The sequence below is a fragment of the Thioalkalivibrio sp. ALD1 genome (assembly GCF_000381245.1).
Taxonomy (GTDB): Bacteria; Pseudomonadota; Gammaproteobacteria; order Ectothiorhodospirales; family Ectothiorhodospiraceae; genus Thioalkalivibrio.
This window is the reverse complement of sequence record NZ_KB906245.1, coordinates 149,300-165,215: the sequence shown is the minus strand read 5'-3', so window position 1 is coordinate 165,215 and position 15,916 is coordinate 149,300. Positions and strand designations below refer to the sequence as shown.

Here is a 15,916-nt window from a genome sequence, read left to right as displayed (position 1 = left end):
CAGTCTTCCAGCACCTCGATGTAGCGCATCAGCTCCACCGGCTCGTGGTTGCCAATGTTGTACAACCGGTAGGGCGCTGCACTGGTGGCCGAGTCCGGTGTCTCGCCACTCCAGTCCGGATTGGGCTGTGCCGGGCGATCCAGCGTGCGGATCACGCCCTCGACGATGTCGTCGATGTAGGTGAAGTCGCGCCGGTGGTGACCGTAGTTGAAGACGTCGATCGGCTCGCCCGCCAGGATCTTCCGGGTGAACAGGAACAGCGCCATGTCCGGGCGACCCCAGGGGCCATAGACGGTAAAGAAGCGCAGGCCCGTGACCGGCAGGTTGTAGAGATGGCTGTAGGTGTGCGCCATCAATTCGTTGGCCTTCTTGCTCGCGGCGTAGAGGCTCAGCGGGTGGTCGACGTTGTCGTGCACCGAGAACGGCATCGTGGTGTTGGCGCCGTAGACGGAGCTGGAACTGGCATAGACCAGGTGCTCCACGCCGTTGTGCCGGCAGCCCTCCAGGATGTTGCCAAAACCGACCAGGTTGGTGTCGACATAGGCCGCCGGGTTCTCCAGCGAGTAACGCACCCCGGCCTGGGCCGCCAGGTTCACCACCCGCTCCGGGCGGTGCTCGCGAAACACCCGGTCCATCGCCGCGCGATCCGCAATGTCCTTGTGTTCGAACACAAAGCGTCGGCGGGCGGCCGGCAGGGCGCGAATGCGATCCAGCCGGGCCCGTTTCAGGCTCGGGTCGTAATAGTCATTCATGTCGTCAACACCGATCACAGTGTCGCCGCGCTCCAGCAGGCGCAGGGCCAGGTGGGAGCCGATAAAACCTGCCGCGCCGGTGATCAGGACTTTCATGTCGCCTCTTCCTCGTCGGATGTAATGGGACCGTTGTGCCCGGGCTTCAGGTCATCCGCGGTGCGGTGTGACGGAGGTCCGGGCACTCGTTCATGAGGTGAACGCGTTGGATTCAAGCATCGGCCTGAATGGCCTCGCAACGCCGTTTGCGGGAAACGTGAGGTCGATCCTCTGAAGCTGTGATCAGCCCCTTAAGTTTCGGATCGGGGCATTGCCGGCAAGGGGTCGGCTGCCGATATTTTGCGCCAGTTCGACGAAGATCCGGGCCATTCGTGACATGGTCAGCCCGCTTGAGGCGGAGCCGGTCGGGTTCGCCACGATGAATCGCAAGGTGACGACGCGACCGCTGGTGCCATGGGCGTAGCGGAAACGCGCAAAAGAGGAAGATCCATGAACGAGATTCCCCCCGTACGCTGGACCCTGTTGCTGGTCATCTCGGTGGTGTTGGGTGGCTGCGCCTGGGCCCCTGGCGGGCACATCTCCGAGCGCACCTCGAGCGCCCCGGTCGAGGACATCGTCGATATCGAACCGATTACCTTTGGCCTGATTCGAGCCCAGGAGACGCGATCGGTACCGCCCGATCTGCGCCAGGCCAGTGACGAAATGGCACAAGATCTCGACGAATACGACTACCGCATCGGCCGTGGTGACGTGCTGGCCGTCATTGTCTACGAACACCCTGAACTGACCATTCCGGCCGGGAGCGAGCGTTCCGCCGTCGAATCGGGCAATACCGTGCACCCGGACGGGACCATCTTCTATCCCTATATCGGTCGCGTCGAAGTCGAGGGGTACACCGTTTCCCAAGTGCGTGACCGGATCGCCCGCGACCTCGCGACTTTCGTGAACGAGCCTCAGGTCGAGGTGCGCGTGGCGGCCTTCAACTCGCAAAAGGTGCAGGTGACGGGCTCGGTGCGCGAGCCGGGCGTACAGCCGGTCACCAATGTCCCGCTGACCGTGCTGGATGCGATCCACCATGCAGGTGGGCTTGCCGAAGACGCCAACTGGCATGAGGTGATCCTGACCCGGGAGGGCGAGGAAATCGTCATCTCGCTGTACGACATGCTGCGTTACGGCGACATGTCGCAAAACCGGCTCCTGCGCGATGGCGATGTACTGCATGTCCCGGATACCGCCGGTCAGCAGGTCTATGTGATGGGCGAGGTGGGTGACCCGCAGCGTTTGCCCTTGGGCCGCGGTCAGTTGACGCTGATGGATGCGCTCAGCCAGGCCGGTGGCTTCAACGAAACCCGGGCGGATGCCAGTGGCATCTTCGTGATCCGCCGTGCGTCGCCCGAGAGCGACAAGCTCGCGACTGTCTATCAGCTGGATGCGCGCAACGCCTCCGCATTGATGCTGGGTGCCGAATTCGAGTTGGAGCCGCTGGACATCGTGTACGTAACGACGACGTCGCTGGGCCGCTGGAACCGCGTGATCAGCCAGCTGTTGCCCACGGTCAGCGCCGTTTATCAATCCTCCCGTACCACGCGCGACGTGCGCCGCCTCTCGGATGACTTCTAGCCATGTTTAACCGGATTCTGGTCGTTTGTACCGGCAATATCTGCCGCAGTCCCGTGGGCGAGGCCCTGCTGCGTGACCGTTTGCCCGACCGCTCGGTGGAATCGGCGGGCCTTGGGGCCATGGTCGGGGAGGGCGTCCACCCCGAGGCGCTACGCCTGGCCGAGGCCGACGGTCTGGATGTCTCCGCCCACACGGCGCGGCAGATCGAACCGGACTGGTTGCACAACGCCGATCTGGTGCTGGTGATGAGTGAGGGCCAGCGCCAGGCGGTGGGCGGACAACACCCCGAGGTGCTCGGCAAGACCATGCGCTTTGGCCACTGGCTGGAAGGCGGCCGGGGCCGCGACATTCCCGATCCCTACGGCAAGAGCCCCGAGGTCTTCGCCCAGGCTCATGCCCTGCTCGTGGAGGCCGCCGATGCCTGGGCTTCGCGGCTGAACCGATGATCTCCGACACAGGTATATCCCGATGACAAAGAACCATTCCCCCGGGGTGCCGGAAGGCGAACTGGATATTGGCCGACTGCTTGGCCAGTTGCTGGATCACAAGTGGCTGATCATATTCATCACCGCGCTGTTCGCCCTCGCGGGCGCGGCCTATTCGACACTGTCCACCCCGATCTATCAGGCGGATTCGCTGGTGCAGGTGGAGGACATGGGACGCTTTAGCAGTCCCTTGTCGAACATGCGCGAGATGCTGGGCCAGGAGCCCCGGGTCGAGGCGGAACTGCAGATCTTGCGTTCACGCATGGTGCTCGGGCGCACGGTCGACCAGGAGGCGCTGGATCTGGTGGTGCGCCCGCACCGCATGCCGGTGGTGGGCGACTACCTGGTTCGCCGGGGCATGGAACGCCCCGCCTTTGCCCAGTCCAGTGTCTGGGCGGGCGAGTCGATCAACGTGGGCGAGTTCCAGGTGGCCCGCGCCTACGAAGGGCGCACCTTTACGCTGGAGGTCCTGGACGACGATCGTTACCGCCTGCTCAACGGCGAGAATGAACTGGGTGAGGGGCGTGTTGGCGAGGACGTGGAGTTCTTCGACGGTGATGTACGTCTGCGCCTGGCCGAGCTGGACGCGGGTCCGGGTGCGCGTTTCGATATCCAGCGCCGCTCGCGTCTGGCTGCGATCAATACCCTGCGTACGCAGTTCGAAGCGGGCCAGCAGGGTCGCGAGAGTGGTGTCTTCAGCCTGACGCTGACCGATCCCGATCCGCAGCATGCTCAGCGCGTCCTGAACACGATCAGCCAGATCTACCTGACGCAGAACGTTCAGCGCAAGGCCGCCGAGGCCGAGAAGAGTCTCGAGTTCCTGGAGGACAAAGTGCCGGACGTGCGGGAGCAACTGCAAACGGCCGAGGATGCACTGAACGAGTACCGCACGGAGCGCGACAGCGTGGATCTCTCGCAGGAGACGCGTGCCGTGCTCGACCGGCTGGTCAACCTTGAGCGCCAGCTCAACGAGCTGGAGTTCGAGGAAGCCGAAATCTCCCGGCGGTACACGCCCAGCCATCCGACCTATGCGGCTCTGATCGACAAGCGTCAGAAGCTGCAGGAGGAGCGCAACCGGCTGAACCAGGAGGTCAGCGCCCTGCCGGAAACCCAGCAGCAGATCCTGCGTCTGAACCGAGACGTCGAGGTTAATCAGGACATCTACGTCCAGCTGCTCAATCGCATGCAGGAGATGGATATCGCCCGTGCTAGCACGGTTGGCAATGTCCGCATCCTGGACGATGCCCAGGCGGGGCTCTCGCCGGTCGAGCCGCAGCGAAACATGATCGTGATGCTGTCCACGGTATTTGGCGGTGGCCTGGCCATTGCGCTGGTGCTAGTGCGCGGGATGTTCAACCGCGGGGTGGAATCGCAGGAGGAGATCGAAGGTATCGACCTCCCCGTCTACGCGAGCGTGCCGCGTTCCAGGGCGCAGGAAAATCTCCTGCGCCGGGTGAAGCGGCGCAACCAGTCGCGTGGCCATGACGTCCCCGGGGGCGTGCTGGCCTCGCAGGATCCGGCCGACGATGCCGTCGAGGCCCTTCGTGGCCTGCGCAGCAGCCTGCACTTCGCGATGCTCGAGGCCGAAAACAACCGTCTGGTGATCACCGGCCCGAGCCCGAATGTGGGCAAGAGCTTTGTCTCGGTCAACCTGGCAACTGTTTGTGCCCAGGCGGGGCAACGCGTGCTGATCATCGATGCTGACCTGCGCAAGGGGCATGTGCACCACGCCTTCGGACAGCGCAGCGACGGGGGGCTTTCGGAGTTCCTGGGAGGCCAGGAGTCCCTGGAGGGGGTGCTGCGTCGCACGGACACCCAGGGGTTGGACTACATCGCGCGCGGCAGTGCCCCGCCGAACCCGTCGGAGTTGCTGATGAGTGACCGTTTCAGCCGCATGCTGGAACAGCTCAGCCGCGACTACGACCTGGTGCTGATCGACACGCCGCCGATCCTGGCGGTCACCGATGCCGCCGTGGTCGCGCGCCAGTGCTCGACTACCTTGATGGTGGTGCGCTTCCAGATGAATCCGCTGCGCGAGATCGAGTCGGCACGGCACCGTCTCGATTCGGCGGGGGTCGATGTGCGTGGCTGTATCCTGAACTCGATCGAGTACAAGGCCTCGACCAGTTACGGCTACGGTTACTACCACTACTCCTACAAATAGAGTGGTCCCAGGGGTCTCTAAACGGCGGTCCCGACTGGCTCACCCCTGGCCCCGGCACTTGCCGGGGCTTTTTTGTGGCGCTGCTCGGGTGCAGTGCGTCATTGGGCGCGCCGCAACCTGGGCGGTGTGGGGCGAATGTGCCAGCTGCGTGGGGGCGAAGTTCCAGCTGCATGCCTGGAGGATGATCGTGGCAGCCTGAACTGGCGACCGGACGTTGGGGTACCCAGTCGTTCGGGCAGCTGGAGAGGATTCCCTGGCCGGCGGTGGAGAGCTGAAAGCCAGCGTACCGGGTGCATCTCGGGAGCGGGCGAAGCCTGCTGGTCGGTTCCGGTCAGGGATGTGCGACCGTCGCGGACCTCTCGATTCAGAGGTGGTCTGGTTGCGTCGAGCGTGGCTGTGGACAAGGGTGCATGCACGCGGGGAGGGTCTGTGGAGGGAGGCGGGTGCCCGGGATTCGGAGCCCCGCCACCTGGCCCTAGCGCCAGGTGGCGTCGGGCTCGTCCCAGTAGCGGCCGACCTGGCGCTCCTCGGTGATGTCGAACAGCTGATGGCGCCGATTCAGGCGTGCACCACCGTCGCGGGTCAGCGGCTGCCAGGCGATGTTGGCCCGGTTGCGGCTGGAGGTCGAGAAGAAGGAGTCGTAGGGGACTGACAGGTACAGGCCCTTGTCGAAACTGCCTTCGCCGAAGTCTTCGCCGGCGTCGGTGAAGGTCGACCAGGCCCCGACCCGCACGCCGTTGGCAAACTCGCGCGAGAAGTCGAGGGTGGTCCCGTAATCGCCGGCCAGATAACGGCCCACGCTCACCCTCGCATGGATGTCCTGTATCCCGGTGTCGACATAAGTGGTGACATGACCGGTCACTTGCTCATAGTCCCGAAGGCCAAACTGCTGGTTGAATTCGCGCTTGCGTACCCAGTTGGCATCCACGCCAATGGCCCAGCGACTGTTGAACGGACGGTAGAGCACCTCGGCCCCCACGCCGGCATACATCGTCTCCAGAATGCCGCCATAGCCCATCGCGTACCAGTTGTCGCCCAGGCGCTTGGTATGGGTAGCCTGAAGGTTGGTGATGCCGACGTTCGTCTCGGCGAGATAGTCACCGATGTGCGTACGCACGCGGGGCAGATCCGAATCGGCAATGTATTCGTAGTTCTCGAGGTTGTCGGCCAGGGTCGTCGAGAGCATCGACGAGATCCAGGTTCCCTGGGCGAGGTGGTAACTGGCGTCGAGATAGGCGGACAGGCGATACAAATAGCCATCCGGTCCGCCAAAATTCTGCTCCAGAGACGGCCCTACCCCCCATTCAAAGCGGCGCGGCTCGGCTGCGTACAGGACCTCGCCACGATCCTCGTTCGCGGTGGGTTCGATGTCGCGTACCCGCACGCTGTGGCGGTAGTCGGTTTCGTGATCAGCGGAGGCCAGGGCGCGGCCGAAGGCCTCGCGGTCATGCAGACTCTCGCGCAGGTCGAGGCCCAGCGTCTGCCAGCGGTACTGGAAGGTGTGGATGCCGGCATCGGCCTGGGCCTCGAGCAGGCGGTTGGCCCGCCCCTCGGATTGTTTCAGGTTGCGGAATCGGCTGGGTTCGCCCGTTACCTCGATGGTGTCGCCGACCTGACGAATCTCGGTGACGTATATCCCGGCATTGGTGTTGAGGTCGGCGGCCACCGCGTCCCAGTCGCGCTGTTCCACATGAGCGGGGTCGACCGGGGCCGGATCGTCGGCCTTGGGCTGTGAGAGTCGCGCGAGATTCGTCGTGAAATGCAGCCCGACCATCGCGGTATTGCCACGCTGCCAGCCGGTATGCAGTTCCACATTGTTGGTCAGGCGCAGCCGCGCGCCGAAATTGAAGCGCGAATCCTGCTCCTGGAAGTTGTCCTGCGGCTCGTTTTGATAGGTGTTGCCCTCGTATTCGACCTGCAGCAGCAGGCGGTCCCAGGGCGTCTGGTACTCGACCCCGCCGAACAGGGCGGCCGGGCCACGGAACATCTGATGCGTCGCGATCTCGCCCCCCTGTCCGCCACCGGCGGAACGTGGCCGCTCGTCGAAACTGTCGTCAATCCAGCCAAGTGGCGATTCGATGTCGCCGTGATTGCCGAGGTAGCCCCAGCCAATGCCCAGAGAAAAGTCGAAGTTGTTCCAGCGTTTGTTGGCAACGAGGTATTCACCGCCAAACAGGGTGGTGCCGCCCAGATCCTGAAAGCCAAGCGCGACCTCCGGAATGAATCGGGTTTCCTCGACCAGGCGGAGTTTCAGGTCCGCCCCCTTGTCGATGTTGTGGCGGTCATCGTCACCCGCGGCCAGGAAGGGGCGGTTCTCGATCTGTACGTAGCGAAATCCGAGTTCCATCCAGTCGAGCGGCTGGACGAACACGCTCCAGCGGCGGTAGGGAAAGGTGCGGTTCCAGCCCGCGGCGAAGTGGCCGGCATCACCGGTGCGGGCCGTTGGGGTTTGCATCAGACCAATACCGCCGGTATCCCGCTGACCCTGGCCAAGCCCGAACTCCTCGGCCTGTGCGGTGGGCAGGCCCAGGCCGAGGAGCACGGCGACCACCAGGTTGCGGCGGCGCATGCGCAAAGGAGTAGCGTTCATGGCATTTTCCGAATTGTGCAGTTGTCACCCGGCAGGCGGGTTGCGAGAAAGCGGGGCAGGCGCTGGTTGAGCAGATCGCCCTCCACCGACCCTCCCAGGTCACGGATATGGAGATGCGCCATCACCCGGGTCCCGGGAGCAATTGCCGTGTTCTCGCGGTTCCAGGGCGCGACCCCAAACTCGTGGACCTCACCCAGGGGAGAGACCACGGCAGCGGTATCGGTACCGCGCAGCGCGGCGCGTGGGGGTTTGGCCAGCAGGTCCTGCAGGGTCATGCCCGGGGTCCATTCGTGGCGGTCGACTCCGTCCAGCGACCACAACTCGACCCAGTCGGGTGGGGTGCAGTAGCCAATGTGCTCGATGTTCGCCGCGGCCGGTGCATGGCGCAGGTTGGCCAGGAGCCATGGCAGGTCGAGGCGTTCCGCGCTGCGTGCCTCGGGTGCCGCCTCCATGGCTTCGACCGTATTGCTCCAGGCCCCCAGTGCCTGGGCCACCTCCGGGCGGCCTGCGATATCCATTGTCTGTCCGACCAGTTCGATCTCGGCCAGAAGCCGCCTGCGCTCGTGCTCGATGGGGCGCACATCGCGGCTGCGCAGTGCGAAGCCATAGGCCCAGTCGATGGGCTCGGACAGTTCGTCCTGCCAGGCCACCCAGGTCTCGGCGAGCGAGTCTTCGGCGGGCGCATCGTCGGCCGAACCAGCAGAAGGGGCCAGGGCCAGCAAGCCGAGGGCCAGCCAAAGGGTGTGGACATGTTTGCGCATCAGGCCTCCTGTGAGGACTACCACCAGGGGCGGGCCACTTGCCAGGCAATCGAGGGGCCGTCCGGCCAGGCCTGGCCGTCGTAGGCCCACAAGTCGAGGGTTTCAGGTTCGCGCCACAGTTCAGCGCGCGTCGTTCCGGCACCTTCCCAGTCAATGCGTTCGCGGCAGCGCTCAAGCTCCAGGGTCACCAGCGGCAAGTCCCGCGATGTGCGAGTCCTGCATTCCAGCGTGCCTTCGCCAACATGCCGCACGACCGCCCCGGTGGGCCCGCGCACATGGCGTTCGACGCGATAGGTTTCGGGGGTTGCCTGGCGCCAGGGGGGCGAGTCGGCACCGGGGTGGTGCGTCCCCAGCAAGTCCTGCTCAAGGCCGGACGTGGCAAACAGCCCGCCGTCCCGCAGTTGCAGCGAGAGCCCCTCAGCGCTCGGCCAGTAGGTGTGCTCATTGGATGTGGCCCCAAGGATCAGCAGCCCCTGGTGATCGTCCGTCTCGACCGCAAGCGAGGCATACGGCATCTCTTCCGCACGGGAGCTGACGTCCGGGCCGCCCGACACCATGCCCTGTAGCGAGGCCCCAAGCGGCGTGGGCCCCCCGCTGCCACAGCCCGTGACCACGCTCACGAAAACTCCAAGCCCCAGACATGCGAAAGCCGCCCGGAGGCGGCCTTCGCGAAGGAAGTGCGAATTGGTTCGCATGGGCTTTCGCTACCGGGTGCCTGTCGCCGGGGTAGTGCCGGTTCCCGGGGTCGTGCCGGTGGAGGCAATCAAGCCCACCAAGCGGCCGGAACGGGTGGCGATACGGGAGACGGCGCCCGGTTCCGAGCGTGCCGCCGCGGAAATGCCACCCGAGGGCGAGCCGCCAGCGACGGGCGAGCTGGCGTTCCCCTGCGGGGCACTGGCACTCGCGCCCGCGCCGGCACCAGCGGAGGCGCCCGCGCCGGCCGACTGCGCCATCACGGGGCCGGATACGAAAAGACTGGCAACAATTGCCGTGGCAAATATCTTCTTGATCATAGTCACATTCCTCGCTTCACCGGGGGTGTCTGTTACCCGCTGGACAGTCTAGGAAGGAGGGCCACGGGGGAACAGGGGATGCAACCAATTCTGAGAGGTCAGTACGAGGTTTCTCGCACGTGTTTTGAACGGATTGGAAGTTTTGCGGACTGGAGGTCACATTCGGTCGGCCGGGTTCGTTTTGCCTGCTGTCTTCACGCAGCGTTCAGGTCTCGCTCGCTAGCCTGATCACTGTAGTTGAGTAGCGCGGTCATGTGGCCGCGCAACGGAGGCAGAGATGAAGAAGGCAGTGGTGTTAGCGGCGGTGGCGAGCATGGTCTTTGTGCTTGCCGGGTGCCAGACCCCGCCCACCAAGGAGCAGACCGGGGCGGTGATTGGCGGCGCGGCCGGTGGCGTGATCGGTTCCCAGATTGGTGGTGGCCGCGGGCGTACCGCGGCGATTATCGCCGGTACCCTCGCGGGTGCGGCAGTCGGCGGATCGGTGGGGCGCACGATGGATCAGGTCGATCGCCAGCAGGTGTCCCATACCCTGGAGCACAACCCGGACCATCGTGCATCCACCTGGCAGAACCCGAATACCGGGCATCAGTATCAGGCAACCCCCACGCGGACCTATGAGTCCGATGGGCAGGACTGCCGGGACTACCAGGTGCAGACGACGATGAACGGACAGCCGGAAACGGTCACCGGTACAGCGTGCCGGAATGCGCAAGGACAGTGGGTGAATCAGTAAGCGCAATAACCACCCACGAAAAAGCCCCGCATTGCGGGGCTTTTTCGTCCCAGGGCCTGCTGCGGGATCAGGCGGGACGATACATGTCCTCGGTCGTTGGGATATAACCGAGGTTGTCCTCGTTGATGCCCTTGACCTTCGGCTCGTTCAGTTCGCTGATGCGTACGCCATCGGTCTGATTGCGCAGGTACTCGGCGACGTTGTCCCAGATCATCGTGCCGGTACCGCCTGGCGGCTCCTGCTGGACACTGGCCCAACCGGCGACAATGTATTCCTTGTCCGGGTCGATCTTCTCGCCGCCCAGCTCCATTTCGGAGATACGGTTGCCAACCTCGGCTTCCGGATCGATCGCGTACCTCAGGCCACCGACGCGCACCATGTCGCCACCCTGCTGGTAGAACGGGTCGGCATTGAACAGGTTGTCGGCGACGTCTTCCAGGATGTCCTTGATCTGCGCGCCGGTCATGGCGTTGCGGGTCGTCTCCGGATAGGTCAGGCCGGTCTGGTCCATGACGTGCTCGAAGGTGATCGGCATGCCGGGGAGCACGGTCGTGCCCCAGCGGAAGCCCGGCGAGAACGCGATCTCGGCGTCGTGGACCTCCATCAGCGCATCACAGATCAGCTGGTCGAAGGTGCCGTTGAAGTTGCCGCGGCGGAACAGCAGGTCCTCGGCCACGGCCAGTTCCTCCGATAGCTTCTCCTCCATATTGAAGGTGTCGCCGTCGTAGGTGACTTCCTGGCTGCGCATGTTGTTGACGAATTCGGCCATTTCCGGATCTTCGTCCAGGAGGTTGGCGAATACCGGGACCAGGCGGTACTCCCAGTCCTTGATCTCGCCGTCGCGGAAATCGAAGTCCAGCACACCGACGAACTTCGCATTGGAGCCGGCGTTGGTGACCAGGCAAGTGCCCCCATCGGGGCGTTCCACTGGCAGCGGCTGCGGGACGGCATCATGCGTGTGACCACCCATGATGGCATCCAGGCCCTCGACCATGCCGGCCATCTTGATATCCACATCCATGCCGTTGTGTGACAGGGCGACCACGATCTCGGCGCCTTCTTCGCGCGCGGCGTTGACCTGCTGCTGCATGTCGTCCGGGCGAATACCGAACGACCACTGCTCGACCATCCAGCGCGGGTTGGCGATTGGGGTGTAGGGGAACGCCTGGCCAATCACCGCGACGTTGACGCCGTTCACTTCCCGAATCACGTACGGTTTGAAGATCAGGTCACCCCAGTCCACGTCACGCACGTTCTGGGCGACGAAGTCGATGCCGGCATCGGCGAAGTCACCATTGACGACCTCTTCCACGCGGTCGGCCCCGTAGGTGAATTCCCAGTGGGCCGTCATGATGTCGATGCCCAGCAGCTTCTGCGCATCGACCATGTCCTGGGCGTTGGTCCACAGCGCGGTCCCCGATCCGCCACCCCAGGTGTCGCCGCCGTCCAGCAGCAGGGAGTTGGGGCGTGAGTCACGCAGCTTCTTGACCAGCGTTTTCAGCTGAGGGAAGCCGCCGACGCGACCGTACTGTTCGGCCGCTTCCATGAAATTCAGGTTGGTATAGGCGTGCGCGAAGATGCTGTCGCGCTCGACGTCATAGTGTTTGAGGAAGTGCTCGCCGACGATGTGTGGCGGGCGGTTGCGCATCTCGGCCACGCCCAGGTTCACGTTGGGCTCGCGAAAATAGATCGGCTTGAGTTGCGCATGGCAGTCGGTGTAGTGCAACAGATGCACATTGCCGAAGCGATCCAGCATGTCGTACGGGTCTCCCGAGGTACCGTACTTGCCACTGGTGGCCTTGCCGCAGCCTGCCAGGGGGAAGCCGGCCACGCTGGCGGCCGCCAGCAGCTGCATGAATTCGCGGCGTGAGATATGCATGAGGGCCCTACCTTTCTCTAAATTGGTTTATTGTGATCTCAAAGCAGCAATCTAGACGCTGGGTCTTTGTGGAACATTCCCCGAGCATGGAACTCCCTTGCCGACCGGGCGGCGCCCGGCTGGTATGAGGCCGTATTCAGCGTGCAGTGCTCCAGAGCCGGATTCCCGGTTTCTGGCCGTGGCGGATGCTGATGTCTGCCTGACCGTGCCCCGTGTCTTCGTGGGGTGCGGCGTCTCCCTAACGGCGCTGCTCGCGCGCCTGCCGCGCGGTTTCCTTGGCCGTGTCGCGCTTGTCCTCGATCCGCTGGATATCGCGCTCGCTGGCATCGCGTGCGTCGATCGCGGCCTCGAACTGGCGCACGGACTCTTCGTACTGTGCCCGGTGGAAGAAATATTCGGCCATGGCCTCGCGGCTGATCGCAATATAGCCGGCTCCGTCGGCGATGTCTGCCTTCAGTCGCAGGAGCTCGGGGTTGGGTGCCCGTTCATGGCGGATCATCTCGTTCACGATGCGGATGGCGCGGTCGGGGTTGCCGAGATCGCGGTGTACGCGGGCCAGCAACTCCTGAATCACCGGGTGGCCCGGGTAGACCGCGTCCAGGTCGTTGAGGATCTCGAGGGCCGCGTCGTGGTCGCCGCGCTCGCGTTCCAATGACGCGCGCGCCAGTTCCAGCGTCATCCCGGGGGCTTCCTCGACGGGGATTTCCTCCAACCGTTCGGCGGCCCGTTCCAGTTCACCACGCTCCAGGTGCGCGACCATGGCGCCGTAGATCTGGTGAGCGGCCGGGTCCGAGGCCCCGCGATGGATCTCGATCGCACGGCGCGGATCCTTCAGGGCGCGCGTTCGCGCCTGCATCCATTGAAACTCGGGTCCGCGGTTGCGCGTCTCCACCGCGGGCAGGCCTGCCGCGCGGTTGCGGGCATCGGTGATGCGGTCGAGCGTGACCGGGTGGGTGCGCAAGTATTCGGGTACTGCGTCGCCCGCGCCGCGCGAGAGTTCCTGCAGACGCTCAAAGAAATCCGCCATGGCGTTCGGGTCGAAGTCGGCGCTGGCCAGGATGCGCATGCCCGCGCGGTCGGCCTCGGCCTCGTTGGCACGGGTAAAGTTGATCTGCTGCTGGATGCCGCCCGCGACACCGCCGGTGATGATGGCCGACCCCAGGGTCGGGTCTGCCATGGATGCCAGGACGCCAGCGAGGATTGCAAGGCCGGTGGTGAAGTTCACCTCCCGTCCACGTGCGAACATGCGGGCCAGGTGGCGCTGCGTGACGTGCGCGATTTCGTGGGCCATGACGGCGGCCAGTTCGGCCTCGTCGCGGACCTCGAGCATCAGTCCCGAGTGCACGCCGATGATGCCGCCGGGCATGGCGAAGGCGTTGACCTGACCATTGTCGATGGTCAGGAAATAGAACGGGCCGTCGGCATCGGGGGCGTTGGCGAGTAACTGCCGACCCAGCGAATCGACGTAGAAAGAGATTTCCGGGTCGGTTACCAGCGGCAGCGACCGTCGGATCTCGCGAAGCAGGGAGCGGCCGAGTTCGCGCTCCTCCGCGGGGGTCAGCACACCACCGGAGGCCTCGCCCAGATCGGGCAGGGCGGTCCCGGAGGCCGAAACTGCTGGCGCTCCCAGCGTGAGCGCCAGGAGCAGGGTCGAAAGTAGTGTAAGAAGCCGTGTCTTCATACGACGGAGGCCGGCCAGTGGGGCCGGCCTCCGAAGGATCTTGGCATCGCGGGGTCGGTTACTTGCCGAGGCCCGGAGCCGAGGAATAGGTACGCATGCTGTCACGGGTTTCCCAGAGCTTCGGCTTGAGCATGGCTTCCGGAACCATGAACTTCTTGCGATCCAGCACCTTGTGGGTGCGCACGATCTTGACCACGTCGTCGTACTTCAGCTTGAACAGCAGGCCCACATCGCCGCCGGAGGTGCGGCGCACGATCATGTAGCCATCCTGCATGTCGTGCACGTAGATGTTGGCCGGGCGCAGCTTGCCGTTTTCGTCCTTCATCGTCACGGCATAGTGGCCGTCGACCTGGAATTCGCTCTTGTCCACCGCAAAGTCCTCCGCGAATGAATCTTAGGGGTTGATCGTCTGGCCGCGCCCGGAAGAGGGCCGCGTCCATCAGTGTTTGCTTCAACTCGGAACGATAGCACGACTTCTGTCCGCGAGAGAACAAACCACCCGCCGCGGGTTGGACATGTTTGCATTTGCGGGCCGTTTCGCTATCCTCCGCGCCCATCCTTTGCGACCGGCCGCCCTGGATGTTGGTGGCCGCGAGCGGGGTGAACAGACTTGGTTTTGGCAACTCGGAGCAATGCACGTGTACGGATTCTCGGAGATTACGGCCGACGAACTCGAACAGTGGCGTGCGGAAGGCAAGAGCTTCCGGCTCGTGGATGTGCGCTCCCCCGGCGAAACCGCGCGGGGGGTCATACCCGGTGCCGAGTTGATGCCGCTTGCTGTCCTCCCGTTGCGCAAGGACGAGTTTCTGGAGGGCGATACGCCGCTGGTTCTGTATTGCCAGAGCGGCGCTCGTTCCGCCCAGGCCTGCGCGTTCCTGGCGCAGCAAGGGCTGGAGACCGCGAATAGTCTGCGTGGCGGTATCGTGGGGTGGGCTCAGGCCGGCAAGTCGGTCGTCACCCCGGATTAGAATTCGGTTGTATTCCGATCCCGTTTCCCCTATAAGGGTGGATTCGGCTGGCAAGGGTTCGATTGTCGTGGTCGCCTGACCACCCCGATCCGGGCCTCAGCACCCAACTGATTTTGGTAACGCACTAAAGGAGACACACCATGGCCAACTTTGACCAAGAACTCGACGCTTCCGGCCTGAACTGCCCGCTGCCGATCCTGCGCGCCAAGAAGGCCCTGGCGGCCATGGATTCCGGTCAGGTTCTGCACATCATCGCCACCGATCCGGGTGCCGTGAAGGACTTCCAGGCCTTTGCCAAGCAGACCGGCAACGAGCTGATGGAACACAAGGAAGAAGGCGGCAAGTTCTACTTCCTCGTGAAGAAAGCCTGAGGCGTCTCTAAGTGCCTGAAACGGGGCGGCGATCCGGCAGGGTCGACCGCCCCGATTCCTGAAAAACGACGGTTGCCATGCGGTAACTGGATAGGTGCCTGGACGAGGTCTAGGCTGGCTGATCAAGGTTCTCAGAAACCTGCATCGCCAACAGCGAAGAGGTGACATATGGCGACATACGCTGAGATGCAGCAAATCTTCGACGACATCCGCGGAGATTTTCGCTACGACCACGAACTCAACGGCTGCCTGAACTGCGGCATCTGCACGGCGACCTGCCCCTCCGCCCAGTTCTACGACTACTCCCCGCGCGAGATCGTCCAGCTGCTGTGGACCGAGAACGTCGAGCAGATCTACGACGCGATGCAGGAGAAGATCTGGGCCTGCGCTCAGTGCATGACCTGTGCCGCGCGCTGCCCGTTCAAGAATTCGCCTGGTGGCCTGGTCGCGATCATGCGCGAAGTGGCCATCAAGCACGAAATGCAATCCGCGAAGGACGTGCTGCGCCCGTTCGGTCGCGTGATGCTGAAGCTGATCACCACGGGTAACCAGCTGTCGCCCGACATGATCCAGCCCGACCACTTCCCCGACTGGGGTCCCAACATCCAGAAGGTGGAAGGTGACCTGCGCATCCTGCGCAAGGCCATTCCGGTGAAGACGCTGCAGACGGTCGAGACCGCCTGGGAAGTGTCCCTGAAAACCTCGGTCGAGATGTACACCATCTGGGAAATGACCGGGGTGCTGAAGTCCCTCGAGCTGATGGACGAGAACCTCTTCGACGTGATCGAAGACTTCATCGACGAGAAGCGCGAGGACTACGAAGACTGGCTCGAGGAGCAGGAAGAGGAAGACGACGAGTAAGTCGTCCCGTTTCCGACTCCACTCCAGGACATCAGGAGAAG

The 15,916-nt window shown here is 64.0% G+C and carries 15 protein-coding genes; 7 read left to right on the top strand and 8 right to left on the bottom strand.

Features of this window, described 5'->3' with window-relative positions:
- On the bottom strand, nt 1-848 hold an 848-nt coding region (locus tag F623_RS0110560; RefSeq protein WP_018868571.1), incomplete at its 3' end, for an NAD-dependent epimerase/dehydratase family protein.
- 390 nt (nt 849-1,238) lie between these two features.
- On the opposite strand from F623_RS0110560, the gene F623_RS0110555 reads away from it, so the two are divergent.
- Genes F623_RS0110555 through F623_RS0110545 form a run of 3 tightly spaced genes read left to right on the top strand, consistent with a single transcriptional unit; the run spans nt 1,239 to nt 5,018 of the window.
- Nucleotides 1,239-2,369 carry a polysaccharide export protein gene (locus F623_RS0110555; protein WP_018862513.1) on the top strand — a complete coding sequence of 377 codons (1,131 nt, stop codon included), beginning with the start codon at nt 1,239-1,241 and terminating at the stop codon, nt 2,367-2,369.
- 2 nt (nt 2,370-2,371) lie between these two features.
- Entirely contained in the window at nt 2,372-2,815 is a 444-nt protein-coding gene (locus tag F623_RS0110550; RefSeq protein ID WP_018862512.1) for a low molecular weight protein-tyrosine-phosphatase, read from the top strand.
- A gap of 22 nt (nt 2,816-2,837) precedes the next feature.
- A complete protein-coding gene (locus F623_RS0110545) occupies nt 2,838-5,018 on the top strand; it encodes a polysaccharide biosynthesis tyrosine autokinase (protein WP_018868572.1) in 2,181 nt (726 codons plus the stop codon).
- 475 nt (nt 5,019-5,493) lie between these two features.
- Here F623_RS0110545 and F623_RS0110540 read toward each other — a convergent pair whose 3' ends face one another.
- The 4 genes from F623_RS0110540 to F623_RS13285 form a co-directional block, all read right to left on the bottom strand.
- Complete coding sequence (locus F623_RS0110540; protein WP_018862510.1) at nt 5,494-7,587, bottom strand: YjbH domain-containing protein; 2,094 nt, start codon at nt 7,585-7,587, stop codon at nt 5,494-5,496.
- Between the two features lie 17 nt (nt 7,588-7,604).
- Nucleotides 7,605-8,369 carry a capsule biosynthesis GfcC family protein gene (locus F623_RS0110535; protein WP_018862509.1) on the bottom strand — a complete coding sequence of 255 codons (765 nt, stop codon included), beginning with the start codon at nt 8,367-8,369 and terminating at the stop codon, nt 7,605-7,607.
- Between the two features lie 17 nt (nt 8,370-8,386).
- Complete coding sequence (locus F623_RS0110530) at nt 8,387-8,926, bottom strand: YjbF family lipoprotein (RefSeq protein WP_018862508.1); 540 nt, start codon at nt 8,924-8,926, stop codon at nt 8,387-8,389.
- A 147-nt stretch (nt 8,927-9,073) separates the two neighbouring features.
- A complete protein-coding gene (locus tag F623_RS13285) occupies nt 9,074-9,382 on the bottom strand; it encodes a hypothetical protein (protein WP_081616602.1) in 309 nt (102 codons plus the stop codon).
- A gap of 277 nt (nt 9,383-9,659) precedes the next feature.
- Here F623_RS13285 and F623_RS0110520 point away from each other — a divergent pair, with 277 nt between their 5' ends.
- Nucleotides 9,660-10,115 carry an RT0821/Lpp0805 family surface protein gene (locus F623_RS0110520; RefSeq protein ID WP_018862506.1) on the top strand — a complete coding sequence of 152 codons (456 nt, stop codon included), beginning with the start codon at nt 9,660-9,662 and terminating at the stop codon, nt 10,113-10,115.
- A gap of 67 nt (nt 10,116-10,182) precedes the next feature.
- Here the strand turns inward: F623_RS0110520 and soxB are convergent, their stop codons facing one another.
- The 3 genes from soxB to F623_RS0110505 form a co-directional block, all read right to left on the bottom strand.
- Nucleotides 10,183-11,994, bottom strand: coding sequence for a thiosulfohydrolase SoxB (gene soxB / locus F623_RS0110515; protein ID WP_018862505.1), 1,812 nt, complete (start codon nt 11,992-11,994; stop codon nt 10,183-10,185).
- A gap of 238 nt (nt 11,995-12,232) precedes the next feature.
- A complete protein-coding gene (locus F623_RS0110510; protein WP_018862504.1) occupies nt 12,233-13,675 on the bottom strand; it encodes a M48 family metalloprotease in 1,443 nt (480 codons plus the stop codon).
- 58 nt (nt 13,676-13,733) lie between these two features.
- Nucleotides 13,734-14,045, bottom strand: a complete 312-nt coding sequence (locus tag F623_RS0110505; RefSeq protein WP_018862503.1) for a hypothetical protein — start codon at nt 14,043-14,045, stop codon at nt 13,734-13,736.
- A 268-nt stretch (nt 14,046-14,313) separates the two neighbouring features.
- Between F623_RS0110505 and F623_RS0110500 the strand changes: the two genes are divergently transcribed.
- The 3 genes from F623_RS0110500 to F623_RS0110490 all read left to right on the top strand — a co-directional run bounded on the left by F623_RS0110500 (nt 14,314) and on the right by F623_RS0110490 (nt 15,875).
- A complete protein-coding gene (locus tag F623_RS0110500) occupies nt 14,314-14,643 on the top strand; it encodes a rhodanese-like domain-containing protein (protein WP_026278769.1) in 330 nt (109 codons plus the stop codon).
- 140 nt (nt 14,644-14,783) lie between these two features.
- Entirely contained in the window at nt 14,784-15,014 is a 231-nt protein-coding gene (locus F623_RS0110495; protein ID WP_018862501.1) for a sulfurtransferase TusA family protein, read from the top strand.
- 186 nt (nt 15,015-15,200) lie between these two features.
- Entirely contained in the window at nt 15,201-15,875 is a 675-nt protein-coding gene (locus F623_RS0110490) for a 4Fe-4S dicluster domain-containing protein (protein ID WP_017941141.1), read from the top strand.
- The last annotated feature ends 41 nt before the right edge of the window (nt 15,876-15,916 follow it).